Below are 23,615 nucleotides of genomic sequence, written 5' to 3' on the forward strand. Positions count from 1 at the left end.
CACGACCAGGGCGCGAGAACCGCCGGGCAGGCCGATGCATCCATCTGTCACGATGGATTCGAGGCGGAGGGAGTGCCCGTGGCACAGCCGAGCGAAGTGCCGGTTGCCGGTCCGGCGCGGGGATGGGCCGGCACATTCTCGGGTGCGGGGGTGTTCGGGGAGGCCGAGCGGGCCACGGTGGCCGATGCCCTCCGCCACTGCTACGGGCATGCCGGGCTGCGATGGCCAGGGCGGCTGGTCTGGGCCGCGTCACCGTTGCAGGGCCGAGCGCTCGCGGCAGACCTCACACGTCGGCACACCGGGCTGCGGGGCCGTGTCACGGCGGTGTTCGAGTACTTCAGGCGCGCCGCCCCGGCCATCGTGGTGGCGGTGCTCACCTACGGGCTGCCGGTTGCGGTGTTCTGTGCCGGGAGTGCCTGGATGCTGCCGAAAATCCTGATGGGCGAGCCGTTGCGGTCGGCGGGCCACGCCCTCAGCGTGGATCCTGCAGCGTGGCGTGGCGCCTGGATCGGTGGGGTGGCCTTCTGCCTGCTGGCGGTACCGATCATCGTCTGGAACGTCTACGCCACCGAACCGTTCTTGAGCGACGAGGACGGGATCTGGGAGATCCTCTGGGCTCTCGTCGTGGGCTTGCTCGCGGGGCTCGCCGCGTTCCTGCTCGCGGGGCTGTGGATCGCCGTGGGCAGTGGAATCGGCGCGGCCCTGCGCCTTGGCGGGGCTGACCCGCCGTCTACGACCTGGACAACGACCTTGCTGGTGTGCACGCTCGTTCCGGCGGTCCTGGTGAGTGCGGCCGTCGGTGTCCTGGTCCGGTGGCGGCGGAACCCGCCGTTGCCGCTGCGTTTCGGTGACCCGGCGTACCGGACACTGTCATCGGTGGATATCGCCGCCGGCCGGGCGGTGCCGAGACAGCAGCGCCCGCCGGCCTGGCAGGCCCTCGGCTCGGTCGAGGACACGATCGGGCAGGTGGTCGGCTGGTCGAGCCCACCACGACCGGGCCGGTACCAGGTGGAGCACTTCGCCAGCGGTGCCGGTGACGTGACGGCCGGGCCGGTCCAGCCGTCGGATAACGGCATGCACGACGACGATGCCGTGGCCGTCGCCCGGGATTTCGCGGCGGCATCGAGGGCCGGGTGGTGGTGGCCGCACACCGAGTTCGTCGTGGTCACCGAACCGCCGGTGACCTTCCGCGCTGAGTGGACCGGCCCGCAGGGGGACCCGCAGGCAGCGGGTGGGTGGCGGCTGCACAGCACGGACGGGCCCGCTGCTGAGTGGCCCGACGGTTTCCGGGTCTATGCCTGGCACGGCGACGCGGTCCCGGCGGCAGTGATCGAGAAAGACGGCGAAGTGCCCGACGGTCCTCACCGCACGGTACGGGCGGCCATCGCGCTCATCGGCTGGAACAGCTATATCCGGCGCGCCCGGTGGCGGCTTGTCGGCCGGGCTGAGGATCCGGCCGACCCGCAGTCCCTTCTCGCCCTCTACGAGGACCCTGGCTGTCGCCGGCGCGGCAAGTCGGTACCCGCACGCCGGCTCCGTGGTGTGCGGGTGCTGGTGCGGAGCACGTCAGGTCGCGACCCTGACGCTGACATGTTCCGGGTGGCCGAGCCGGTCCCGGAAGCCATCGGTGACCCGGTGGAGGCCGCTGCCTGGCAGTACGGCTGCCCTGCCGACATCTACCGGCGACCGCGGAATGAGGCCGACCGTGCGGCCGCTGGCTGCCCACTCGCCGGTTCTTCGGAGAACGGGCCGCCGATGCTGGCCGGCCCGCAGATCCTGGCCGGTCTGCTGATCCTTTCGCAACCGTGCCCCGACCTTCCCGAAGCGGCCTGGCAGCCGCTCGGGTCCCAGGGCGTTGAGCTCGGCGGTGACGACCAGGAGGTCACCACACACCGGCTCTACCCGGGAATCGACTCGCCCGGCGTGTGGTGGGCCGCTCCGGTCGCCAACATCGGCCAGACGCTGATCCACCTGGATATCTCGCCGGGGCAGTCCGTCAACCTGGTCCGGGCCGGTGAGAACACGACCCATGCCATCGGCCCCGGCTCCTGGCGCATCAACGGCAAACGGGACTACGAGCTGCCGTTCACCCTTCAACAGCCGGGATAGCCCCCGGCAGCGCCGCTCGCTGGTCCGGGAGCCCGTCCGGGGGACCGGGGATGATGCGAACCTCGTTGATCATGGGAGGGGGCCGGAACGTGCCGATCCGGTCAGCGACGGCATCCCGGGCGACCCGCCATCCGGTGCGGCGCCACCCGTGGTCGTGCCTGCACACGGGAGCGAGATGGCACTCCGGTCCGTTCCTCGTGTCTCCCACCGGCGTGAGCATTCATGGTGATCGTTGTTGAGGTAGGGTTCTGGCTTCACGCGTGAACGGGGATGAGGCGCGGTATGAGTGGTACACGCCGTCAGCAGCCGACGGGCCGGGGCGTCTCGTCTCGTGGCAGGGTAGTGCGGCGACCGAGTAGGCGGCCACCGGCGCTGTCGCCGCATGTACGGCAGGTCCTGGCGGATGTGCAGCGGCGCCGGGAGGCGCAGAACCGGGACACCGCTGCCGGACACGCAAACCGGCCATTGACACCGGCGAAGGTCGTCTTCGGCTGTGTGAATCTGTGCCTGATTCTCACGGTGCTGCTCGTCGAGCCGCTGCGCAACGGGCTGCTGACGGTGCTCGGGCCGGTAGCTGCCGCTGTTCTCGTGATCCCCGTGGCGCTGTTGCTGTTCGGGGTCAAACGGCGCTGACCGGCTCCGACCTCGACAGCCAGGACCCGGTCGGTCGGGCGGAGTCCGGCCCGCCGATCACAGACTTCGGACGATCACGAGACAGGGCTGCCGGTGGCGCCGGTCATCGGGGGCGGTGTAGTTGCGGCAGCCAGTCCGGCGGGTTTGTCGCGCGGGTGGCGGCCGGTGCCCACCCGTCCGCGGGATCGGGGTGCCGGGGCGCCCAACTGCGGGGCAAGGGCAGCGCGCGTGCCTGCTGTATGCAGTCGTAGGCGACGGTGTCGGGCTGTGGGCTGAGGTCGGTGAGTGTCAGGGGGAGCCCGGTGCCCGCGTTGAGTTTCGGGTTCCAGGTGCGGCAGATGACCTGGCAGGCGTCCTGGGTTTCGAAGACGACGTGGTGGTGGTCGTCGATCCAGCTGAGCCGGTCTCCGGCGGCGAGCCGTTCCCGGCCGATCAGGTGCCCGTTGGGGGCACTGCCTGCACGGTTGAGGTGCGGTACCGGATCTTCGGTAGCGTCGTCGTCGCCGTCGCTGAGGCCGCGGACTACGGCCGGGTCGTGGGTGACATGCAGTTCGAGTAGGTCCCCGTCCGCGTGTGCCTGCCACCGGCCGATCTCCACGGCCTGCGCTGCGGTGATGCCGGGATAGGCGGTGACGGCGAACCGCTGGCCGGCTCGCAACGGCAACGCGATCCGGGCACCGGCCCGCAGCCGGTGGACGGCGGGCAGCGGATCCCAGCTGCCGATGCCGGTCACGCGTTGCCGACAGAACTGGATCGCGTCCTCGGCCAGCTGTTGGCTGACGCGGAAGAACTCCCGGCCGGCGGCGACGCGTTGGGCGTCCAGGAGCCGGTGAACGGCTTGCTCGACCGCGTTGGCGTTTGAGGTCAGGACACGGTAGGTGACGTCGAAACCGAACGGCACCGCGGTGCCGCGCAGGTCGCCGGCCCGGTCCTCGGGTAGCCGCAGGGTGTAGCCGATCTTCAGCATGCCGGGCATGGCGGGATTGCGGGACACGTAGACGAACCCGTCGCCCGGCTTGACGGTACCGGCCGGGCGTGCCCGTACCGCGGATGCTGGTGGATCGGTGGTCTCGAGTTCGACTTTCCCGTCAGGGTGTGCCGGTGCGGTGACCAGCAGATCGTCGTGTGGTGAGAACGGATCTAGGCGCGCGGTCGCGGCGGGAACCCGCAGCAGCTCCCGGACCAGGGCCGGGAGCTCGCCGCTGTCGGTGTCCGTCTCGCGTCCGTGGGCGACGAGGGCCTTGCCAGCGGCCTCGGTCAGCAGGTGCGCGAGCTCGTCGCAGGCACGGACCTGCACCGTGCCCAGCCGAGTGTCGGTGCCGTCGGTCGCGTCCACCAGGTCGGCGCAGACACCCCCGCGGCGGCCGATCAGCAGGAGCTCGCCGGCGTGGACGGGATTGGTGAGGTCGAACACGAAGTGGGCACGCAGGCCGGGAGCGCCGGTGCGCGGCCGCCGGCAGATCAGCTCCAGCCGGTCGGGTGCGCCGGGATCCCGGTCGACGCCGAGCAACCGGGTCCCCTCCACCAGCGTGGCGGTGGCCGCTTCCACCTGTTCGGCGCCGTGGACCCGGATCCGTAGCCAGGGCAGCGGGCCGCGCATGCCGTGTTCGGTGTCCGGGCCGCTGAGCACCGTATCCGGCCTGCGTAGCGTCCACGTGCGCAGCAGTTGCGTGATGCACCGGTCCTGGACGAGCTCGTCGTCGGTGCGTTCGCGCAGCAGGTGCCGTTCCAGCGTGCTCAGCTCGCCGATGGCGGCGGCGATCCGGTCACGATGGTCGCCGAGGATCTCGGTGACCCGGGACCGGACGGTGCGCTGGGATGGGTCCGGGCGGTTCTCGGGGCGCCGCAGCAACCGTAACGCCTGCACGATGGTGACCTGGTCCACGCCGATCGTGTGCAGGTGCTGGGCCTTGGACACCTCGGCGAGCAACGACTGCGCCCACCGCTCTACCGCCCGGTTGCTGTCGGTGGTGCCGCGCAGAGCGAGCACGGCATCGTGTTGCACCCGCGGATCGGGTTCCGCCCGGAGTGTGGCCCAGATGTCGGGGTACGCCGTCAGCGGCGTCGCCGGGCGCGTCAGGCATGCCGTGATCCAGTCCGGGTCGGTGACTCCCCAGTGCCGCTTCAGTTCTCGTTTGACCCGGGCGGGGGTGACCGATGCGAGCCGGCGGGCCGACCACTGCTCCAGCAACAGCCGGTAGGTGGCCTCCGGATGCCAGGCCGGCAGGCCGCAGCCCAGCAGAGCGACCGGCTCGCCGATCCATGCCCCGGACCACCGCAGCGCAGCACCGGTCGCAAGGTCGAGGACCTGGTCTGTCGCGGCGCCTTGGCGGAGAATACCGCTGCCGGACAGCAGCTGCACGATCTCACCGCTGCGATGCCCGGCGGCGGCCTGTGCCGTCGCCCGGGCTACGAGCAGGGCGTGAAGCAGGTCGGTGTCACCCAGCGCCGGGGTGAACAGCCCCGGATCGGGTGGGGTCTGGCCGGCCAGGCCGGCGCAGACGGCGGCGATCCATTGCTCACGTTGTCCGGCCAGATCGGTTGTTGGCACGAACCGAGTGTCTATGGTGCCCATTGCCGCCGATCCGGCGGGTGGGCGGTGTCGGCTGGTGGGTGGCTGCTGGCGTAGGTGCTGTTCGGTCTCCTGCCTGGGGGAGACCGGTCGGGCGGCGTTCAGGCCGGTCCGCTGGTCTTGACGGCGATGCCGTGTCCTTCGAGTTTCTGCTGGAGGTCCGGGATCAGGGCCGGTGGCAGGGCCAGGGCGGCCAGGTGGCGGGCCCGGGTGACCGCGACGTACAGCACCCGCATCGACTCCTCGGTGCCAGGGGCGGGGGAGCCGGTGGCCCATCGGGTGATGAGCTGGGTGGCCCGGTCGTCGTCGGGAAACAGGACCATGACGGCGTCGGCCTGTTCGCCTTTGACGCTGTGGATCGTCCCGGTGCGGGTGTCATCCGCTGTGCCGGCGGCGGCGCCGAGGCGGGCCAGCGACGACGCCTTACGGCTCCCCTTGCCCGACGGTGCGGACAGTTGGCCTTTCGGGGCGGGAATGGCGGACGGCGGCCGTAGCGTCGTCAGCAGGTCACGGGCCTGGGTGCACCAGTCGGCGGCGGGCATGCCCAGGTCGGGCAGGTCGGTGAGGACCTGCGCTGCGAGCCGGGTGAGGTGGTGGGTGTCGATGCCGAACCGGTCGAGGTTGTCACGTTCGGTGGCGGTGCCCGCGGCGGTGAACCAGAACCGCAACAGTTCGGCCCGTAGTGTCTTGTCGGCGATGTCCCGGGCGCGCTGGTCCGGGGTCCGGCGGCGTAGGACGGTGACGGCCCAGATCAGTGCTTCGGTGTGCCCGGTCGGTGGCCGGCGGGTGTTGGCGGTGGTGCCGGGCAGGGCGCGGGAGTCGTGGGCCAGGATGAACCGGTCGCCGGCGGGGATTCCGGCGGCGTCGGCCAAGGCCGCGAAGGCCGCCAGTTCGGTGTTCTGGTGGCGGGGCAGCAGCCACACCGGGTGGGCGCTGTCGTGGTGATCTGCCAGTGCGGTGTCAGTGCCCCGGGCGGGGCCGGTGCGTAGTGTTGCGGCGAGCCGGCAGATGGTGGTGGAGCTGCGCCAGTTCCCGGACAGGGTGATGGTCGTGCCGGTGGTGAACAGACGGGAGCAGGCGGGTGTGCCGTCGCTCCGGAAGCTGTAGATGGCCTGGTCGGGGTCGCCGATGGTCAGCACGGGCAGGCCGAGGGCCCCGATCTGTTCGATCAGGTCGACGTCGACGTCCGAGCAGTCCTGCGCCTCGTCGATGACCAGTTCGGTGAACCGGGCCGGCAGGGTCCGGGCGAGCTGCTGCCGGTGTTTGCGAAGGTAGAAGGTCGCTCTCTTGCGGACCTCCTCGCCGGTGAGCAGGTGATGGTTGTTGGCCAGCTGGTGGCGTCGGGTCTCGGCCAGCCGGCAGACCCGATCGATCTGGGCGTCGGACAGCCGGTGCCGGCCGTCGGCGTAGCGGTGCCGCCCCGGCAGCGAGGCGACCGGAGCGTCGTCGCCGCCCGGGTACCGGAAATCGAACTCGGCGAGGTCGAACCGGGCGCGTTTGCCCTGACTCAGGGTGAGGTCGATCCTGCGGAGCTCCGGGGGTGCGTCGCGCCACGTCTCGATGTGCCGGAACGCCGGTCGGCTGTCGTCGCGGAGCAGGAACGGGCGCACGAGGAATCGCCAGAAGAATCCGTCGAGGGTGGTGATGACGTGCGGGTGCTGCAACAGGTCGGTCCGGCCGAGGGCGGTGGCACGGCGGCGGACCTCGGTGGCGGCGACCCGGGTGAACGACGCGATGGCCCGCCCCACTGGCTGTCCGGCCGGGGTGGCGCAGTGCCGGTCGACGATGGTGCGGGTCTTGCCGGCGCCGGGGCAGGCGATCACGCTCAACGGCGCCACAGCGGTGATCAGGTGGTGTTGCGCGGCTTCGGCGGCGTCCCGGCGACGTTGGAGGCCACCGGCACCAGGGGTGTCGGGTAATCCGGTCATGACGATGGTGCGACCAGCCAGGTGATGGCGTCGGCGATGTACGGCGGGACCCGCAACGGCCGGCCGCTGATGGTGCTCTGGTCGAGGAAGTCCTGGGCGAAGTCGCCTTTACGCAGCCGTGTCTTCTTCATCGCGGCGACGATGATCCGGGCTCGTTCGTCGGCGGTGGCCGCCGCGTCGATCCGTTTCCGCAGTTTTGATCCGGCTTGCGGTCGTTGTACTTGCCAGGCGGGCCAGAACGCGTCGTTGCCAGCCTCGAGCAGTTCCGGTTCGAGGGTGCTGGGCGCGGCGAACACCCGCGCCACCGCGGCGGCGTTCAGGTTCGTGAGCAGGCGGTTCAGCGCGGCGATCGGGTCCTTGCGTTTGCCCGGGTCGGTGTCGGTCAGGACCGCGACGCGTTGCCCGATCCGTCCGGCGTCCGTGTCAGTGAGCAGCAGCCGCAGGTAGGGGCCGAAGTCGACGCCGTCGATCGCGACGATGGTGGAGCCGACGAACCGGGTCCAGGCCCGGGGATCATCTTTCAGCAGGGTTCTGGCGAGCGCGGGCAGCAACAGTGCTTCGGCGATGCCCTCGACGAGGATGGTGCGGGATCCGAACAGCAGGCTGCTGCGGGTGGCGTCGAGATACCGGTTGATGCGCGCCTGGTCGGCACCGGTCAGGCCGAGTCCGGCGACACCGATCGCGGCGGCGGTGAACCGCGCCGCCAGCGGCGCCTGCGGCCCGGCCGGCGTGGTATCGGCGGCGGGTTCCGGGGCGGGGATGGGCTGGCGGCGAAGCACCACGATGTCGTCGACGTCGGTGTGCGCGGCCAGCAGCGGGGCGTGCGTGGTGACGACGACCTGGATCCGGCCGAGCCAGGTCCCGGCGGTGGACGCCCGCTGCGACTTGGCCGCCGTATCGGCGAGAAAGTCCAGCAGGACCGCCTGCAACTGAGGGTGCAGGTGCGCTTCGGGTTCCTCGACCAGCAACAACGTCAGATCGGCCTGGGCGGCGGCGTGCAGATGGGTCAGCACGGTAGCGATGTATGCCAGGTTGGCGTACCCCATCCCGGACTCGGTGAGCTGCCGCGGCTGCACACCTGCGTCGGCCATCCGCATCCACAGACCGCGAACCAGACTCGACAGGTCGGCGTTACCGAACCCGAGGTCGGTGGCGTGCTCATGGGCGCCGCTGGTTAGCCGCGCGAGCGGCTCGTTGACCGTCGCCGCCGCCCGCTGCAGCACCGGATGCGCGGCGATCGCGTCCAGTTGCGCGCCGACCTCGGCCAGGAACCGGTCGGTGTCATGACGCAGCCCGGCGTCGTCGACGAACATCTCGTTGTCCAGCAACTGCTGCAGGATCGCCCGGATCCGGGCACTGCCCGCCGGACCGAGCTCGCGGACCGCGTCTCGCAGCGGCGGCAGATACACGTGCCGGATCCGGCCCCGCGCACCCGGATCCGGGTCGTCGTCGACGGCGCCGCTGCCGGCGGTCCAACTGGTACGCCCTCGCGACTCCTGCCCGGCCGGCGGCTGATAGGTCAGCGTGTACACCGCGGTCGTCTCATCGACGCTGCCGGCCCGGCTGACCGGTGTCGCGTCGCTGTAGGCGGCGAGTTCCGCGGGGCTGCCGCGCAACGTCATCTCGATCGTGAACCCGGACCGGGCACCGGTACGTGACACGTCGTCGGGATCGGCCCACAGCGTGCGGCGGCCGTCCAGCGGGTCGGTGACCAGCCGGGCCGCGTCCACAACCCCGGACTTACCGGCACTGTTCTCTCCGAGCAGCACCGTCACACCCCGCCGTAACGGGATCCGTGCCTCGGCGAACGCCCGGAACCCGGACAGCCGCAACTCCGCCAGGAACACCGGCATCCCCCTGTCCTGTCAGGTTGGGTTCTGAACAATATCGGCCGTGCCGTCAAGCTACCCGGACGACCCGCCGCTGCGGCTCTGTCTCGTCGAGGCGCACGGTGTAACCCGGGCCCCAAGCCGTTGACCCTGGTAGTTCCCGGGTTTGCTGCGTACGGTCGTCGCAGTGACGACCGTACGGCGGACCTGAACCATCGCCAGAAGGACACCCGGCCGGTGACGGTGCTCGGCCATTGCCGCCGCCTCACCGACGAGGCCGCCCAACGGGCGAGAACTGTGTCAACGACGTGACCAACCTGAAGCACCTGGTCCCAGACCTGCTCGATCTGGCCCACCTCGGCAGCCGCACCCCGGGGCCGTGCCACTGTTCCCGGACGAATCGTGCGCGATGCCGTCCACGCCCACGAACCGCTCGCGAGAACCATCCAGATCACCCTGACCGGCACCTTCGACCGGTACATGGTGCACGGAGAAGAGGTCAAACCGCAGCGGCTATCAGCCGGATCCAGGCGCTGCCATGCACAACACGACCCCGTCGATAGTTGTCGCACTGCAAAGAAACACGAATACTGGGCACGAACCCGGTTAGGCACCACAGAACAGCAACGACTGCCGTACACCGGCAACAGCAAAAACGAACTCTCCACGAAAGAGCCGGCCCCTTGTCCCTGACCGCCGCGTCCGACGCGTTCTGCGACGCCGCCCGCGTCGCGGCCGTGCACCGCTACGAGATCCTGGACACGCCCACGAGTGCCCTTGACCCGATCGCCCGCACCGCAGCCACCGTCTGTGGCACGCCGATCGCCACGGTCAGCATCATCGACGCCGACCGCGTCTGGTTCGCTGCCAGCACCGGACTCGACGGGATCGCCCAGACCGGCACCGAACCGGGCCTGTGTGCCTCAGCACTGCTCGCCGACGGCCCTTACCTCATCACCGACACCACCGCCGACCCGCGCACCCGCGACCACCCGCTGGTCCGCGGCGAACCTGGCCTGCGTTTCTACGCCGCCGCGCCGATCATCAGCTCCGACGGCTGGCGGATCGGTACGGTCGGCGTCTTCGACAACCTGCCGCGTCAGGTGACCGACATGCACACGACCACGCTGCTGCACCTGGCCGACATCGTCGCCCGTCACCTCGACCAGCGCCTGACTGCGCTGGTCGAGGTCCGTAACGAACGCCGATTGCGTCACGACGCCGAGCAGCGCGCCACCGCCGCGTACGGCCTCACCGGTAGACGCACCGAAACGAACGGTGCAGCCCAGGACCCGACCCGGCCGGTGGCGTGTCAGCTCGGTGGCACCACGACACCCTGCACCGCACCGGCCGTCCTGAAGATCGCCGACTCGTGGGGCGATTCCGCCTGGGGCTGCACCCCGCACGTCGAAGACGCCATCTTGAACGTCCGGAGCACGTTCATCGCCAGCGAAGAACTCGGCGGACTGGCCGACCACCTGCACCGGCCGTAGCCCACGTCGGGCACACTCGGGGATGAAAGGTTGCGGCACCGCCGGCGGGAGGCGCCGACTCTGCCCGTACGGCGACGATCCTGCCAGTGACAGAGAGCACCACGCCGTCCGGCCGCGTGCGTCCGTGAATCCGCATCCGGGCACGCCCGGCAGTCCTGCGCGCCCGAACCTGTCAGCCGCCGGGCAATGCCGGATCAGCTGAACCTCCAGTCGGCAAACACGGCTGGATCGGCCCCGAGTTGGTCCACTATGGTGATTTACTCACCGGTGCGGTAAGCGGCCACGGAAGACCGGCAGATGACGCCGAGCCAGTCGCCAACCCGCGGATGGCTATTCATCCCGCCACCGAGAACGGCCGGGCGAGAAACAACGACCTTTGAGGTGACGGAAAGGCGAACCCAGGTTGGAAGACGAACAACTTGTAGAAGTCGGTCAGCGGCTCCGCCAACTGTGCCGCGAACAGGAACTTCACTGGGTGCTGGAGCCGGTGGATGCCGCCATCGGCGCGGGCATCATCGACTCCACGACTCCCAACAGCAGTGCCTACCACCACCGTCGCGGACTCTGGCACGGTTACGTCCTCGACAACGACGGCCGGCAACGGCCAGATCCTCAACTGGTGCAACGCCCGTACACCCGGGAGGAGGCCGTGTTGCTCCTGCTCGACGCGATGCTCGCGGTGTACCGCGACCTTCCCGACATGGCCACCGACACCATCCGCGAACTCGCTGACGGCCGTGACGGCCGGGCGCTGCCGGTCGACTCGATCATGTCCGCCGACGGGAATGGCCCCGACGACGCCGTGAACCTCTGGGTCACCGAGACGGGAAGCGACCGCGAGAACCGACTCCGTGTTATTTCCGCGCTCCTCGCACTGCGCGAAGCCGTCCTCGCATGACAGCCGCAGTGACCCAGCTGCTCGCCGAACTCGCGGCAGCCATGCCGACCGTCCGGACACCGTTCACCACCGCCGACCGGGCCGAACGCGTTTACGAGGCGTACATCTTCGCCCAGGTCGTCGCCTCCGCCGCCGAATGCGGCGCCCTGATCAGCTACGAGAATGGCTCCGAAGCACAGGTGAAGGACCTGCTGCTGCGCGGCGCCCCCGGCGCGCTGCACGTGCGTGACCGCGGCTTCACCCACGCGCTGCTGCAGTTCGGCAACGCCCGGCCCATCGAAATGCACGTCCGGGTCAAAGTCCAGGGCAAGAGCTTCGCCAGCGAGTCCGACATCCTGCTGCTCGACACGAAAACGGCCCGCGAGAGCCGAGACAAACGCAAACTCCCCGCCGCTGTCGGCTGCCTTCTCAGTATCGAATGCAAGTACTACCTGGTGCCGCTGCCCCGCGACGAGGCCATCCACTACCTTGGTGTCCGCAGCAACCTGTCGGCGAAAATGCAGAGCCTGTTCGTCACCAACTCGTTCTCCGCGCCGGCCAACCAGTGCCTCGGCGGCGAACCCTGGCCCTACGAGTTCGGTGTCCTGCCCGGTACCCGATTCCAGCAGTACGTTCGAGCGCACATCCGGCAGATCGTCAAACGGTTCATCGTCACCTTCGACCTCAGCCATCGAACGTGAGCACTGTGGTCCCGTGACGATGCGTTCCTCTGCTCTCCCGCACAGCCCACTGACCGGCGCCCCTCCCGGGGCCTGTAGTCCGGGTGTGCTGTCGGAAAGGCGTCACCGCACAGGTTCGTGGATGCGCTGTCATCGGCGGTCGAGTTCGATGGTGCTGTGACGTTTCGCCGTTGGGTGCCGATTCTGCTGGTCACGGTGACGACTGCGTCCGGTGCCGTCGCGGCCGCGCTGGCGAGCGTGGCCGGTAACGCAGCCTCGCAGGACCTGCCCTGGTTCGTGGAGATGAAGCGGCACTACCAATGGTGGCTTGCCGCGTCGATCACCGCCACAGTGATCGCGACGCTGCTGGCCTGGTGGGCACAGCGCCGCTACGACAGGCCGACGGGTACGCCGGCCGGTGACAGCGGCCCAGCTGACGCGGTTTCCGCGCAACTGGTTGTGGGTATAGGGCGCCAGCTGCGGGCTGAGGAAGGAGTCCAGCAGATCCACGATCCGTGGCCGATCCCGGTTCCGGTGGACGTGACCGGCCTTGAGGTGATGGACCACTGGCAGGCGATCCGCGGCGACCCGCAAGACAAGCGGCCGCTGGCGCTGGCCGGCGAGGTGTCCGGCATAGCGGCGATCTTCGCGCACGTCCCGTCGGGCAGGATGGTGCTGCTCGGCCCGGCTGGAGCGGGCAAGTCCGTCGCTGCCCGACGCCTGGCGGTGACGTTGTCGGAGTCCTGGACCAGCTTGGACCCGATCCCCGTCATGGCGCATCTGTCGTCCTGGGATGTGCCTGGCCAGTCACTGGCCGGCTGGCTTGAACAGCACATCGTCGACGACCATCCGGGGCTGGCGGGCCACCGCGGTCTGATCCGTGAACTGATCGACCATCAGCGGCTGCTGCTCGTCCTCGACGGGTTGGACGAGATAGATCCGAGGTTCCGGGCGGCGGCACTGCTCGCCATCAACAAGGTCCTCGTCCCGGGACAGCACCTGGTGCTGACCAGCCGGATCGAGGAGTTCGCGGCCGCGGTCGGATCCAGCGACGTGGTCTCCGGCGCCGCCGTCCTGGAACTGGCCGACCTCGACGGGAGCACGGCCTTCGACTATCTCGCGGCGGCGGTGCCGCCCGTGACCGCCAGACGGTGGGCGACGGTGCGGGCGGCCACCGGCACCAACACGATCTTGGTCGAGGTGCTTCGGAGCCCGCTCTATCTGGCGATGGCCCGCGCCGTCTACGGCGGCAGCACGGCCGTGCCTGAGGAACTGCTTGACGGAGGCATCCGTGGCGGTCGGGCTGCCATCGAACGGACCTTGCTGGCCGGGTACACGAATCTGGCGCTCGACGCGATGTGCGCTACCGGGCCGGCGCGCCTGCGGGAGCGCCGGCGGGCATCCGCACGGCGATGGCTGCAACAGATTGCCGTCTGGGCCCGGGCCGGGGCGGGGGACATCGCCTGGTGGGAGCTGCCACGCCTGATGCCCAACGCCGTGGCCGGGCTGCTCTGGGCGACGATCACGGCGGTCCTGGCCGGCCTGCTCTGGATGTCCTTCGCGGCGGCGTACAACCCGTCCGCGGTGACCGCGCTCAGTGGTGTGCTGGTCGGTGTAAGCGTCGGGGCCGTAGCGGGATGCCTGTTGCTGCCCGCCTCCGCGGAAACGGGGATCACCTTCACCGTCCGTGGCCAGAGCGCCCGGGTCGCATACGGGCCGGTGCTGGCGAGTCTCGAGGTGGCGATCGCGTTGACGGCGATCCTCGCGAACGGCAGGAATATCATCTCCGGAGCCGGCCATGTGCTGCGCTGCGCTCTCATCGCCGTCGTGGTGGGATTCCTGACCACCCCGGGCTGGGGCGGCACCCGCCGCGACAGGCAGATGCGCAGGGACGCCCGCTGGATTGCGATCGTGGTGTCCGGTCTGACCGCCGGCCTCGCCGTCTACGCGTCCACGGTGGCCGACAGCACCGCGACCCTCGCCGACACCGGCCATGCCACGGCGCTGATGACCTTGACGGTCGCGGTGCTGGTGGGCGCTTTCGCCGCCGCGATCACCGACCGGGCCGCCGCACGTACCCGGGCGCGGCGGGGTGCGGTCCAGCGCGGTCTGCGGTGGCTGCCTGCGGGTGTTGTCGTGGTACTGATGCTCGCTGTCTACACCGCGGAGACGTTTCCGTATGCCGGCAGCGACCAACTGGGGCAGTCGTGGGGGCAGCGAATCGTCGAGGTCGCTACGCTGGTGACGCTTCTGATCATCGCCGGCCGGTATCTGGCGAGCACGCACGCCGTCACTGTCCGCCAGCCATACCGCATCACCCCGGCCAGGCGAGGGCTGGCCGGCTCGGTACTCACCCGGATGCTGACCGGCTCGATCATCGGTTTCTGTGGCGGGATTCTCGCGGAGACGGGACGTGACCTCGCACCGTTCCCCATCATGCACGACTATCCGGTCGCTCTGGTGGCCCACGTCGACGGTCCGCAGAGTTTCGAGCTGGACCTCACCGGAGTGGGGGTCCTGGTCGGAGCTGCCGTCGGCATCGTGGCCGGTTTGGATGACTGGCTGCGCAGGCCGGCGGAGGATTCCGATCTGCCCACCGCCCGTGCGGTTCTGCGGGCGGACCGCACCGTCGCTCTTGTCTCGCTGGTGCTGCCGATCGTGCTGCTGCCGATCGCGACCGATTCGGGGTGGTGGACTCTGGTCACGTCCGACGCCGCGTTGCCCGGGTGGGAGCAGTGGGCCCTCTACAACGAGCACCCGTCGCTGCACAGAGTGCTGTCCGCCGTGCCGGAAACCTGGCTGTTCAACCTGCCAGCGACGCTGCTGGCGGTGTGCGCCCCGGCGCTGCTCTTCCTCATCCTGCCCATGGTCCTGGCATCGTGGCGCAAACTGGCCTGGCCGCAGTATCAACTGGCGAGGGTCTGGCTCGCTGTGACCGGGAGAACCCCCTGGCGGCTGATCGCCTTTCTCGAACGAGCCCGCGGCGCCGGTCTGCTGCGGCAGGTCGGCGGCGTGTACCAGTTCCGCCATCTGAGGCTCGCTGAATACGCCGAGACCAGCGAGGACACCGGGACCAGCCCGGCCGGCCGACGGTCCACGATCTCGTGATGGGCGGCCGCCGTGGTGCCGGTCAGCGCCGCTGCCTATCGGCCGGCGGGGCGAACCGGCTGGTCGGCAGGCGCGGTCCGTAGGCTTGTGGGAGGGTCCGCGGCGATCATGGCAGCCAACTGCTCAAGAAAAGGTGGCAGGAGAACCGGCAGCAACTCGAACTGCGAGTCCGGCATCATGACCCGCAATCGGCTCATCCCCGTCGCCATGGCGAGAAGCATGACCGCGGTGCCAGCCCGCGCGGCGGGGGACGTGTCCGTTTTCTGTAGTGCCTGGCGCAGTAGCAGCCGGTGCGGGCCGAGGATGATCCCGTGGTACCACTGCAATAGCGCGGGATAATCCTGCTGTGACCGCCCGGCGGCCAGTAGGTCGAGTTCAGCCTCGACCTGATCGCACAGCGTTACGGCCCAGGTGTGCATCGCGTCGACGGAGTGCCAGGCGGCGTACAGGTGGGCGGGCGACGCCTCCGTGATGATCTGGTCCAGATCATCACGGAGGTCGCCGGTCGGCAGCAGGCTAAGTCCCTGCCCGTCGTTGATGTCCGCCAGGTCGGGGTTACCGTCGGGATACTCGAGCATTGACGCGACCGCGCTGACCGCGCCCTCCGGTGACAGGGCGCGCGAGAACGCGGCGAGGTTCGCACCATTGAGTTCCGAGCTGCCACCCAGTACGGCGGACATCGCCAAGGTGACGAAGTCACGGCTGGTGAACGGATCGGTCTGATGAGTGCCCCTGTCGTATTGCGCGACCCCGGCCGGCGCCCAGGACAGGCCCAGATCAGTGATGCGGGTATCGATGTCACGGACCCGCCGTGGCATCAGCATGATGTTGCGGCTGTGCTTGTCCGCGAACCGCTCGGCCGTCTCGGCAATCCACTCGCTGCGATCGGTGCCGCTTTCCGGTACTGGCGCTGGGCCTACGCCGAGGTCGGTGATCGTGGAACGCCATGCTGCCCTCACGGTGGCCTCGGGGACGGGCAGCCCAGCGCCGAAGGCCTCCAACGCCACGTGGTGCGGCCGCCGGCCGGGCCGTGCGTGAGCGCTGAGCCAGACGACCAGGTCGATGATCCCGGCCGGGGCGGTAGAGGTGCTGCCCCGGCCCTGCCCCGCACCGTGCCGCCGATTGTCCGGTAGCAGCCCCGCGCGCCGCCACCGTTCCAGCTGAGTGGCGCTGATGACGGCGCCACGGGCAGCCGCCGCGTCGATCAGGGCGACATCAGCAGAGCTGGGCGGCTTGCGGACCATACCCGGCACGTTATCGCTTCGGCCTCCGGATCCGGCACGGTGCTGGTCCGACACGCGTTTGGAGCCCCTCGAGCTTGTCAGGAAACGGCAGGTCTCGCGCTGATGTGCTGGTGATCCGAACGGGAACCGACCCATCCGTATGAACTGAGGAGGACCCTCGTGTCCAGCAGTACTCGAATCCCGGCCGGGCCGGACCCGGGGCCGTCCGGTGACCCGCGGTGGCCGACAGCGCTCGCCGCGGCGAGTTCTGTCGTTGCCGGTGCGCTGGCGGTGTACAGCCCGTCGTGGGCGGTCGGAGTCGGCACGGCCGCCGGCCTGTTCGCCGTGCTTGCACCGATGATGCGGCGCTGACCCGGCTCGTTTCTCCGAATCAGTCCGATGGCCCTTGATTATTCGGGAACGTCGATTGGCTGGATGCCGTTGTCGCGGTTCACGGGCTGGCGAAGGGACAAGCGGAGATACTGGCCTTGCCCGGCATGATCTACGGAGCGATCCGTGACGTCGTCGTGTTGCGGTGCCGAGCCAGCAGCACTGCTCGAGCGGTCGACGGTCGGACTCATGCCGGCATCCGGCGACGGTGTGCCGTGGAACTCAGGACCCCTGGACGCCTGCCCCGCCGTTCCGGGGACCCCAGGGGGGGCGGGGAGCCCCGCACCCGGTGCAGGCTGAGGGCTGACCGACGCGGGTGGTAGCCGGTGATTTTCCGGCTACCACCCGCGCTGCCAGGGGGTGACGCCTCCAGGATCGGTAATGATCCCCGCTTGGTTTAGTGAACTGTGCCCTACGTTTTCAGGGCTGATGCGCCCGCCGGGAAAGATGAACGGCCGCCCAGGGCACACCCGCAGAGCCGGGTGCGAAGGCTGCCGGTGTTCGGAAGAGTAGCGACTGGACCGCGCCTGCCAGGATCTGCGAGGTGAACGGCATCCTGACGTACGGCGTGCCCGGCTGCAGTAACCCTCTGTCGACGCCTACCTGTCGCGGCAGTCCGGAAAAGTAGAGGACGGACATCGAGGGCTGGAGCGGTGCCACTAACCGCGCCAGGTCGCGGCCGGACATGCCGGGCAGCCCGACCTCCATCAGCATCAGATCGATCGGCCCGGGCTGGTGGCGACACACCGTGATCGCTTGTGTCGGTCCGGTGGCCTCCAGGACGGCGAAGCCGCACAGTTCGAGCATCTGCGATGTCATGGTGCGCATGTCCGCGTCGTCCTCGACGAGCAGCACGACAGACCGGCCTGCTGACGGCATCCTCATCCTCCCGCATGCCTGGGTGCCCTCGCTGGTGGTGGGACCCCGTCGGCTGATGGTGTTCACCATAACGACCCGGCGGCCCCGCAGTGCCAGAGTCGGTCAAGTGCGGTACGCAGGTCGCGGGTGCTTCTGCGAGGCCGTGCGGCTACGCGTGGCTGGGCCCTGGATCGACAAGGTGAGTTCTGCGCCCTGGCCGGTGTGAGCGGATCATCGCCTCAGTTCGTCGAGGCGAGCGGTCAGCGTGTCGGCGTTGCTGATCAACGCTGTCCGGGTGGCGGCGAGGATGCGGACGGCATCGGCGATGGCAGTGTGGGCCTGCCTGCTCCCGGTGGGATGCGCGGCGGTGAACTGCTGCAGCCGGCCGATGGCATAGGAAACATCGATTGCCTTCGTCAGGAGCTGTGTGACCAGGTTCTGTAGACCCGAGCGTGTGGCGGGGTCCGTCAGCCGGTATTGCTGGGTCGGGTCCATAGGATGACCTTCGTCTCCGTTGCGGGCCGTCGCGCCGTTGTGGCCGGTCTCGTGCGAGGTTCCCCATGTTCCGATCGGGCGGGCGATACGTCCCTGCCGGTCCTGTTCTTCCATCGGCAGAGTGTTCGCACCACTGGGGGGCCAAACCCCTGCCCGCCGTATGCGCGGCACGGTGCGGTGATGCATCACGTACCGCGACAATCGGACACCCAGCGGCGCCGTTCCCCGCCCGCCGAGAACTTCCTCTCACCGCCGCGGCCATACCCGCACCGATTCATTAGACCGAGTGCTTACGTTGGTTCTCGCGGATCGATCGGCAGCCCGGCAATGGGATGCTGCTCCTGACTTCGTGGGGCGGCCATGGTGTGATCGCACGCTGCTGGTCGAAGAAGAAGGGCCTCTGCGGTAGCGGTGCGGCAGATCGGCCGGTGCTACCACGCAGCGGCATTCCCATACGTTTATCACGACGGGGACGGTTCCCGGCGCCGCCCGATCAAGTGTTTACGGTTCAGTGCCGGAAGCTGCCGACGATGGCGGTGAGATCGCCGGCAAGCCGGCTGAGGTCGGTGGCCGCCTGCTGGGTTGTGGCGGCGCCTTCGGCGGTGGCGACGTCGGCGACCTCGGCGACGGTGTGAGCGACGTCGCTGCTGTTGCCGGCCGCGTCGGCCACGGAACGGCTCATCTGCGCGGTCGTCGCGGTCTGCTGTTCCACGGCGGAGGCGATGGTGGTGGTGTAGTCACCGATCTGCTCGATGACCGCGATGATCTCACCGATCGCGGTGGTCGCGGTCGCGCTGGAATGCTGGATTGCGTCGATACGGGTGGTGATCTCCTCGGTCGCGCCAGCGGTCTGTTGTGCCAGTTCCTTGACCTCCCCGGCGACGACGGCGAAGCCCTTGCCGAGCTCGCCGGCCCGGGCGGCCTCGATGGTGGCGTTGAGCGCGAGCAGATTGGTCTGCTCCGCGATGCTGGTGATCAGTTCGACCACCTCGCCGATCTCGGCGCTCGCGGTGCCGAGATCGGCGATCTGTTCGGTGGTCCGCTGCGCGACCGCCATGGCCTTCTGCGCGACCTGTGCGGCCAGGCCAGCGTTCGCGGCGATCTCGGTGATCGAGGCGCTCATCTGCTCAGCGCCCGCGGCGATCGCCTGCATCCCGGCGTTCACCTCGTGGGTGGCGTGGGTCGCCGACAGTTGCTCGGCGGCAGCGGCCAGGCTGACCGCCGTCTGCGCCATCCGCCCGCCGATGATCTCCCGTAGCCGGCTCATGGTCGCATTCAGCGCGGCGCCCAGTTGTCCAGTCTCGTCGCGGGAATGAAAGGCCGGCGACCGCGGTGAGATCGCCGCCTTTGACACGGCGCAGCACCGTCACGACATGACCGAGGGGTTTGCTCACCGACCGGGCTGCCGCCACCCCGATGGCGACGGCTACCAGCGCGAACAGCTGGATGCCGGCCATCATCGTACGGGCATTCTTGTACGTCTGTTCGGCATGTGCGGCACTGGCGGTCGCCTGCTGCGTCTCGACCTCGGTGAGTTCGGTGAGAGCCTGACTGACCTGGTCGAAAGCCGGATCGAAGCGCTGCGATTCGACCGCGGCAGCCGATGCGACCTTGCGGCTGCGGCTCAGCGGCAGCAGTTGCTCGTCGGCGATCGTGTACATCGCTTCCAGCGCCGTGCGGAACTGCTCGCGGGCATCTGTTCAGCGGTGGTACCGACACTCGCGGTGTACTCGGCCCACATCTGCTCGAAATGCTGCTGGAAGACGCTGATCTCCTGCTCCCGGTCCTGTTTCTCAGCCGTGCCAGTGGAAATCACATGCCGCAGGATGGTCGCCAGGATCTCGTTGACGTCCCCGTCGACGCGGGCGAGGGTGTCGATCGGCAGCAGATTGCGTTCGTAGATGCCACCGCCGGCCTCGTCGACCGACTGCAACTGGACCATCCCGACACCACCCGCCGCCGCAGCGGCGATCAGGACCGCGCACAGCACCTTTGGCCAGCACCGGCAGATCGCCCCACCAGTTCCGGCGGCCGGGCATCCTGGACACGGCGGCAACCGACATCGCTGCGTCACCCTTCGCCTCAACAGCAGGCCACCGGGCGGCGACCCGCGACATCCAGCAAATAGCTCCAGCCGGTGCAACGGGCCTGAAAGACGCGAAACCTGCGCCGGCCTAAAGCGGCGGAACTCCACGAAGCCGTGCATTGGGATCCCCCGGTTGCGTTGCTCAGCACGGTAGTAATGCTGGGAATGGCTCTGATCGGCCTACGGTGGCGCGACCGGCGATGACCGACAGCAGGGGAGGAACAGGATGGGTGTCTGGGCGCGCTGGCTGCGGCGTCGTCGGGAACCTCAAGCGCTGGCCAGGGACGTGACTGGCCCTACTGTGCCTGTGGCGCGGCACCAGCCCGTCACAGACCTCAGTGATGTACATGTGCGCGATCGGCTGCTGGCCGAAGGCCCGGTCGGGGAGTGGGTCAGCATGCCCAGCACCGCCACAGCGCTGATGAGCGACCTGATCCGGTTCGCTGCTGACGGTACCGGGCAGAGTTACAGCAGCAGCCTGCTCGGCGGCGAACAGGTAAAACGGTTCACCTGGAAGCCTGCCGGCAGCGGGATGCTGGAGCGTATCGAGCGGGACACCGTCGCTCCCGGCGATGCCGAGGTCGAAATGGTCGGTTTCCGATTCGCCGAGCAGCACAGCGACATCGGCTCCTTCTGGGTGATGTGTGACCCGGGCGGAGACGGTTTCTGGGATCTCGTCTGGCCCGTAGTGCCACAGTCCCGAGATGGCCTCGGCAGTGTCCCCTGATCTACCAGTACCACCCGCAACCTGTGGTCGTGGTCATCATGGCGCAGGTCGCGTAACCCGGCCACGGTCGTATTCTCGTGCCCGGTCCCGGAAGGACCGTACGGGTGACCGGCAGGCCGGTCACGTCCACCGCGATCGCCTGCGTGAACAGCCCCGCGCCAGATGTGTGCCGAGGGGGCAGCCAACGGCGGCGTCGGCTCCGCCCGGGCCGAACCCGGCCCGAACGTGCGCGTACAGCGCCGCCAACACCTGCGACCGTATCCCGGATGACCGGCCACCGCCGAAACTACGATTACACCCTCGGCCACGACCCGAAACCCTCGACGGCAGATGCCGACGGCATTCGACCCGAACAGTGCACACAGCTCGTCAGGGCAGGTCCTCCGGCAGAAACAGATCCGGCAGAAACGGCAGCCCGGCTGCGGCGAGACGATCGCGAGTCGTGGCCTTGGCCTGGAGCCGCGCCCGCTCGAGCTCATCGACCTGGTCCTGCCACTGCGCCCGGAGCCGTGCCCGCGCGGTGACCGCACCGGGATCCCTGCTCATCAACTGGTCAAGGCGCTCCCGTTGCTCGGCGGCTGCGGCGAGCAACTGTGGCGTCGGCCGGGCGAGGACCAGCAACTGTGCCCACGGTGCGCCGATCGCATCGGCGTAGCGGCTGGCCAGATCGAGATCCAAAGCGGCCCACGCTTGCCGTTGACGGTCCTCCGCCGGGTGGCGGGCGTCAGCCCTTTCCTGCCGATCGAGTAACTCCCGCACCTGCCGGAGAAATCCTTCGGGATCCCGAAGTGCCTGGACACGGGGCAAGATGTCGTCGGCAGAGTCCATCCACCGAACTTACCGAACGCGTGTTCGAGTGAGTTGCGGAATGGAGAGATCGTTCCGTTCGGTCTCGGAAGTGTTCACTCCTGGTGGCCGACCGTGCCCGCGGCCTGTGAGGCGCGGCATTGGTGTTCCGGCTGACGGTTACGGCCCGGCTGGCAAGCGGCACCGATCACGAGGCCGCGTTGCGGACCTGGGTGAACGAGGTGTCCCGGCAGGCAGAGCAGAGGTCATCTCTGGCTGGTCGGGGTCCTCAGGGCACGCTTCCCACCTTCGTGTCCGGCGATTCCCGGCGGGGAGGTTGCCCGTGGAGCCGGCTGTGGCGAAGGAGCCGGGTGTGCCTGGCTGGGGTGTCCCCGTTTCAGGTGAACAGGGTGCTGCCGTATTTGGCGACCACGGCGAGCGCGAGGATCAGCAGCCAGATGGTGACGGCGATGGCGTCGAGGTCAGCGGCGATCATGTTGTCGGCGGCGCGTTGGACCCGGGGCGGCAGGTTCAGATTGTGGTCGCGGATGTTGACGTGGGTGAGGGTGAAGAACACCAGGGTGGTGGAGAGGGTCACCAGCAGGCACCAGGGGCACATGGCGCCGATGACGAACATCGACTGGTGGAACAGCCAGTAGGCGAAGACAACGCCGAGGGTGTAGACGACCTGGGCGGCGGTCATGAACCAGGCGGGGAACCGGACGCCACCGAGGGAGGCGACGGCGACGGTGATGACGACGGGTTCGGCGACCAGCCCGAGGAACGCGTTCGGGAACCCGAACAGACTGGCCTGCCAGGACAGGGCGACGGTGCCGCAGCTGACAACCGCGTTGATGTTGCAGGACAAGGCGGTGGCGGGGTCCTGGGCCAGCCGGATCGCGTCGATGGACAGCACAAACGAGGCAAGCAGGCTGACGCAGGCGGAGAACAGCATGGTGCCGAAGATCCAGGCGTTGTGGTGGCGTAGCCGCCGCAGCGTCGTAAGCACTGCGGTCAGCCTTTCGCGGCGATGACGGCCTGAGTCAGCGGCCCGGCGGTGTACAGGTCGCCGTCGAACCGGGTCCCGTCGATCCGGACGGTCGGGGTGCCCTCGATCTGGCCGTCGAGCACGGTGGCGGTGCTGCGGGCCACCCATGCGGCGAACAGCCGATCGGTGAACACCGCCACGACCTGCTCGGGTACACCGGCGGTACGGGCACGGTCGGCGATCTGTTCGTCGGCCAGGCCCTTCGTGCCCTCGGCGGGCTGGTCGGCGAACAGAGCTTCGCTGAAGGCCAGGAACCTGTCGGGGGCCCGGTCGGCGACGGTCGCGGCGGCGTTCGCTGCCCGGCTGGAGTACTGCGTGTTCTGCGACATGTCGTCCAGGAACGCCAGTGGATACACCTCCAGCCGCACCGTGCGGTCCTGGACCAGACGGCGCAGCTCGCTGCTGTTAGCCCGGTCGAACCGGCCGCAGAACGGGCACATGTAGTCCAGGAACACCTCCACCCGCACCGGCGCCGCGGTATCACCGACGGCCACGGCCCCAGCCGTGGTCGCCACCGCTGGCGCGACGACCCCGCCGGACGGTGTGGTCACCGGGGCGGCAGCGGGTTCACCGGCCGCCCGGACGATCACGACCACGATCGCGACGAGCAGCACGATGATGATCAGACCGCCCGCGATGACGGCCGGCCGGTAACGGGCGGGTGGGGCGGTTGTCTTGGCTGCCCGGCGTGCTGTCGCCATGAGCGCATCCTCACTCTTCACGCGTACCGCCCGGTGAATCCGGCCGGCCCGCGCCGGGCGCCCAGGCCCGCG

At 69.2% G+C, this 23,615-nt stretch carries 20 protein-coding genes; 8 read left to right on the plus strand and 12 right to left on the minus strand.

Annotated elements, in window-relative coordinates; all coding sequences use genetic code 11:
* Positions 1-78: 78 nt before the first annotated feature.
* Positions 79-2,109 (plus strand): DUF6745 domain-containing protein, encoded by a 2,031-nt coding sequence (locus tag AB0E94_RS35245; RefSeq protein ID WP_360335487.1) that lies wholly within the window; start codon positions 79-81, stop codon positions 2,107-2,109.
* Between the two features lie 405 nt (positions 2,110-2,514).
* Entirely contained in the window at positions 2,515-2,742 is a 228-nt protein-coding gene (locus AB0E94_RS35250) for a hypothetical protein (RefSeq protein WP_360335489.1), read from the plus strand.
* A 103-nt stretch (positions 2,743-2,845) separates the two neighbouring features.
* On the opposite strand, the gene AB0E94_RS35255 is transcribed toward AB0E94_RS35250, so the two are convergent.
* The 3 genes from AB0E94_RS35255 to AB0E94_RS35265 all read right to left on the minus strand — a co-directional run bounded on the left by AB0E94_RS35255 (position 2,846) and on the right by AB0E94_RS35265 (position 9,095).
* Entirely contained in the window at positions 2,846-5,293 is a 2,448-nt protein-coding gene (locus AB0E94_RS35255) for a GIY-YIG nuclease family protein (RefSeq protein WP_360335491.1), read from the minus strand.
* Positions 5,294-5,415: 122 nt separating this feature from the next.
* On the minus strand, positions 5,416-7,242 hold the full coding sequence (locus AB0E94_RS35260; RefSeq protein WP_360335493.1) for a UvrD-helicase domain-containing protein: 1,827 nt from the start codon (positions 7,240-7,242) through the stop codon (positions 5,416-5,418).
* Positions 7,239-9,095 carry an AAA family ATPase gene (locus AB0E94_RS35265; RefSeq protein WP_360335495.1) on the minus strand — a complete coding sequence of 619 codons (1,857 nt, stop codon included), beginning with the start codon at positions 9,093-9,095 and terminating at the stop codon, positions 7,239-7,241. Before AB0E94_RS35265 ends, AB0E94_RS35260 begins: the two co-directional genes overlap by 4 nt.
* A 659-nt stretch (positions 9,096-9,754) precedes the next feature.
* Here AB0E94_RS35265 and AB0E94_RS35270 point away from each other — a divergent pair.
* The 4 genes from AB0E94_RS35270 (at position 9,755) to AB0E94_RS35285 (ending at position 15,229) form a co-directional block, all read left to right on the plus strand.
* A complete protein-coding gene (locus tag AB0E94_RS35270; protein WP_360335497.1) occupies positions 9,755-10,564 on the plus strand; it encodes a GAF domain-containing protein in 810 nt (269 codons plus the stop codon).
* A gap of 475 nt (positions 10,565-11,039) precedes the next feature.
* Positions 11,040-11,462 carry a hypothetical protein gene (locus AB0E94_RS35275; RefSeq protein ID WP_360335499.1) on the plus strand — a complete coding sequence of 141 codons (423 nt, stop codon included), beginning with the start codon at positions 11,040-11,042 and terminating at the stop codon, positions 11,460-11,462.
* Positions 11,459-12,142, plus strand: coding sequence for a hypothetical protein (locus AB0E94_RS35280; RefSeq protein ID WP_360335501.1), 684 nt, complete (start codon positions 11,459-11,461; stop codon positions 12,140-12,142). Before AB0E94_RS35275 ends, AB0E94_RS35280 begins: the two co-directional genes overlap by 4 nt.
* Before the next feature lie 156 nt (positions 12,143-12,298).
* Positions 12,299-15,229, plus strand: a complete 2,931-nt coding sequence (locus AB0E94_RS35285) for an NACHT domain-containing protein (RefSeq protein WP_360335503.1) — start codon at positions 12,299-12,301, stop codon at positions 15,227-15,229.
* Positions 15,230-15,264: 35 nt separating this feature from the next.
* Here the strand turns inward: AB0E94_RS35285 and AB0E94_RS35290 are convergent, their stop codons facing one another.
* A complete protein-coding gene (locus AB0E94_RS35290; RefSeq protein WP_360335505.1) occupies positions 15,265-16,473 on the minus strand; it encodes a hypothetical protein in 1,209 nt (402 codons plus the stop codon).
* Between the two features lie 159 nt (positions 16,474-16,632).
* Between AB0E94_RS35290 and AB0E94_RS35295 the strand changes: the two genes are divergently transcribed.
* Positions 16,633-16,824, plus strand: coding sequence for a hypothetical protein (locus tag AB0E94_RS35295; RefSeq protein ID WP_360335507.1), 192 nt, complete (start codon positions 16,633-16,635; stop codon positions 16,822-16,824).
* A 438-nt stretch (positions 16,825-17,262) separates the two neighbouring features.
* Here the strand turns inward: AB0E94_RS35295 and AB0E94_RS35300 are convergent, their stop codons facing one another.
* The 5 genes from AB0E94_RS35300 to AB0E94_RS35320 all read right to left on the minus strand — a co-directional run bounded on the left by AB0E94_RS35300 (position 17,263) and on the right by AB0E94_RS35320 (position 20,185).
* A complete protein-coding gene (locus AB0E94_RS35300) occupies positions 17,263-17,697 on the minus strand; it encodes a response regulator (RefSeq protein ID WP_360335509.1) in 435 nt (144 codons plus the stop codon).
* A gap of 234 nt (positions 17,698-17,931) precedes the next feature.
* Positions 17,932-18,309, minus strand: a complete 378-nt coding sequence (locus tag AB0E94_RS35305) for a hypothetical protein (RefSeq protein WP_360335511.1) — start codon at positions 18,307-18,309, stop codon at positions 17,932-17,934.
* A 394-nt stretch (positions 18,310-18,703) separates the two neighbouring features.
* Positions 18,704-19,429, minus strand: coding sequence for a methyl-accepting chemotaxis protein (locus AB0E94_RS35310; protein ID WP_360335539.1), 726 nt, complete (start codon positions 19,427-19,429; stop codon positions 18,704-18,706).
* A complete protein-coding gene (locus tag AB0E94_RS35315; protein ID WP_360335513.1) occupies positions 19,323-19,856 on the minus strand; it encodes a hypothetical protein in 534 nt (177 codons plus the stop codon). The genes AB0E94_RS35310 and AB0E94_RS35315 overlap by 107 nt, the downstream gene beginning before the upstream one ends.
* Positions 19,820-20,185, minus strand: a complete 366-nt coding sequence (locus AB0E94_RS35320) for an MCP four helix bundle domain-containing protein (RefSeq protein ID WP_360335515.1) — start codon at positions 20,183-20,185, stop codon at positions 19,820-19,822. Before AB0E94_RS35320 ends, AB0E94_RS35315 begins: the two co-directional genes overlap by 37 nt.
* 445 nt (positions 20,186-20,630) lie before the next feature.
* Between AB0E94_RS35320 and AB0E94_RS35325 the strand changes: the two genes are divergently transcribed.
* Positions 20,631-21,008 (plus strand): hypothetical protein, encoded by a 378-nt coding sequence (locus AB0E94_RS35325; RefSeq protein ID WP_360335517.1) that lies wholly within the window; start codon positions 20,631-20,633, stop codon positions 21,006-21,008.
* Between the two features lie 369 nt (positions 21,009-21,377).
* Here AB0E94_RS35325 and AB0E94_RS35330 read toward each other — a convergent pair whose 3' ends face one another.
* The 3 genes from AB0E94_RS35330 to AB0E94_RS35340 form a co-directional block, all read right to left on the minus strand.
* A complete protein-coding gene (locus tag AB0E94_RS35330) occupies positions 21,378-21,836 on the minus strand; it encodes a hypothetical protein (protein WP_360335519.1) in 459 nt (152 codons plus the stop codon).
* Positions 21,837-22,191: 355 nt separating this feature from the next.
* Positions 22,192-22,803, minus strand: coding sequence for a vitamin K epoxide reductase family protein (locus tag AB0E94_RS35335; protein ID WP_360335521.1), 612 nt, complete (start codon positions 22,801-22,803; stop codon positions 22,192-22,194).
* 5 nt (positions 22,804-22,808) lie between these two features.
* The gene (locus tag AB0E94_RS35340; protein ID WP_360335523.1) at positions 22,809-23,543 is read right to left on the minus strand and encodes a thioredoxin domain-containing protein; all 735 of its coding nucleotides are present in this window, start codon (positions 23,541-23,543) and stop codon (positions 22,809-22,811) included.
* Positions 23,544-23,615: the final 72 nt, after the last annotated feature.

The sequence above is a fragment of the Actinoplanes sp. NPDC026670 genome, from assembly GCF_040638175.1.
Lineage (GTDB): Bacteria > Actinomycetota > Actinomycetes > Mycobacteriales > Micromonosporaceae > Actinoplanes.

Excerpts from the sequence above, each read along its gene's own strand:
- AB0E94_RS35265 (WP_360335495.1), bottom strand. The coding sequence starts at position 9,095 with ATGCCGGTGTTCCTGGCGGAGTTGCGGCTGTCCGGGTTCCGGGCGTTC.
- AB0E94_RS35310 (WP_360335539.1), bottom strand. The coding sequence starts at position 19,429 with ATGGCGCAGACGGCGGTCAGCCTGGCCGCTGCCGCCGAGCAACTGTCG.
- AB0E94_RS35260 (WP_360335493.1), bottom strand. The coding sequence starts at position 7,242 with ATGACCGGATTACCCGACACCCCTGGTGCCGGTGGCCTCCAACGTCGC.
- AB0E94_RS35340 (WP_360335523.1), bottom strand. The coding sequence starts at position 23,543 with ATGGCGACAGCACGCCGGGCAGCCAAGACAACCGCCCCACCCGCCCGT.
- AB0E94_RS35305 (WP_360335511.1), bottom strand. The coding sequence starts at position 18,309 with ATGGAAGAACAGGACCGGCAGGGACGTATCGCCCGCCCGATCGGAACA.
- AB0E94_RS35290 (WP_360335505.1), bottom strand. The coding sequence starts at position 16,473 with ATGGTCCGCAAGCCGCCCAGCTCTGCTGATGTCGCCCTGATCGACGCG.
- AB0E94_RS35330 (WP_360335519.1), bottom strand. The coding sequence starts at position 21,836 with ATGGACTCTGCCGACGACATCTTGCCCCGTGTCCAGGCACTTCGGGAT.
- AB0E94_RS35315 (WP_360335513.1), bottom strand. The coding sequence starts at position 19,856 with ATGTACACGATCGCCGACGAGCAACTGCTGCCGCTGAGCCGCAGCCGC.
- AB0E94_RS35280 (WP_360335501.1), top strand. The coding sequence starts at position 11,459 with ATGACAGCCGCAGTGACCCAGCTGCTCGCCGAACTCGCGGCAGCCATG.